General features: G+C 40.4%; 1 protein-coding gene and 1 pseudogene. Both read left to right on the top strand.

Going from position 1 to position 1,209, the window contains the following annotated elements:
* Positions 1-122 precede the first annotated feature (122 nt).
* On the top strand, positions 123-338 hold the full coding sequence (locus AAC855_RS21135; RefSeq protein WP_340612108.1) for a hypothetical protein: 216 nt from the start codon (positions 123-125) through the stop codon (positions 336-338).
* A 252-nt stretch (positions 339-590) separates the two neighbouring features.
* Positions 591-1,061 (top strand): annotated as a pseudogene (locus tag AAC855_RS21130) (transposase); the annotation flags it as partial.
* Positions 1,062-1,209 lie beyond the last annotated feature (148 nt).

The following is a 1,209-nucleotide window of genomic DNA, read 5'->3' as shown; positions in this document are numbered from 1 at the left end:
CTTCATCATTTTTTTCATGTCACCTTACCCGAAAAAGGACAGGAATTAGCTACCCGGCTGACCGATAATTTCCAGACTTTAATTCCTGCATCTTCAAGTTAATTGCGTATAGTCACTTTAATATGAACCGTGAAAAACAGCATATTGTTCAGGATAACGATATTGAAATAGAAATATGGGCTTTTACGACTATAGAAGGAAGTGATGTAAAAGCTTTTTCTTTTAAGGTTAAAATAATGGATGCTTATAATCTATCTCTGAATGAGATTAAAGATAAAGCCATAATAATAGCAAAAGAAAAATTCGAAAAAATGGTTAATTCAAAGTGGTATTTTTAGTGATAATAATACCTTATGCCATCACAGTAGGTGATGGCGTTATTAATTCTTAAATGAGAAGATAGGGATATTACTATTAACAAGACAAATGCTATGAATAAACCGCATCTATTACGCACCGAACTGACCGGCAAGATCCCTTACTTGCGTGATAACCCCGAATATCTTCACCTGGGAACCTCTAAAAACTGTTCAGAGCAGCCTAACTGAGTAAAATACAAACAGAACACATCTCTATAAGGTAATGCCATCATGCTCTTACCTCGTTCTGCTTTGAAAAAAGACAAATTGGCGGCCGAATATCATCGTCAGAAAATAGATGAATTAGGCGACCCACTCCTTACGCTTGATAAATATGTCGATTTTTCGGCACTCGCTGAGGCGGTTGACCGCGCGGTGCCCCGCATTGTTTCTCCTAAAGGCGGACGCCCACCGTTCCCCACGGAGGTGATGGTTCGCATCATTATCCTGAAACATTTCCATAATCTTTCCGATGAAAAAATGGAATATCAATTACTTGACCGAATGAGCTGGCAACGTTTTTGTCGTTTGACCGATGTCATTAATATTCCGGATCGCAACACGATTTGGTGTTTCGAAAAACGTCTCGGACAAGAAGGGGCCAATGCCTTATTTGAAGAAGCTAAACATCAACTCTCCGCACAGGGATTCATTCCCCGCGGTGGTCAAATCATCGATGCCACGTTGATACCGGTTCCTAGGTAGTGTCGTCATGAATAATTTTGTGCAATAATGATGCCCCATTATTCCATTACAAAAGTCGATTAATCATGAGTACACCCGCACACCGCCGCCACGATATTTCAGATCGCGCTTGGGATCTACTTGAACCTCATTTGCCGGGACGTAA

The sequence above is a fragment of the Xenorhabdus bharatensis genome, assembly GCF_037996705.1.
GTDB lineage: Bacteria > Pseudomonadota > Gammaproteobacteria > Enterobacterales > Enterobacteriaceae > Xenorhabdus > Xenorhabdus bharatensis.
Note: the sequence above shows the minus strand (reverse complement) of the source record. Positions and strands in the feature narration are given on the sequence as shown.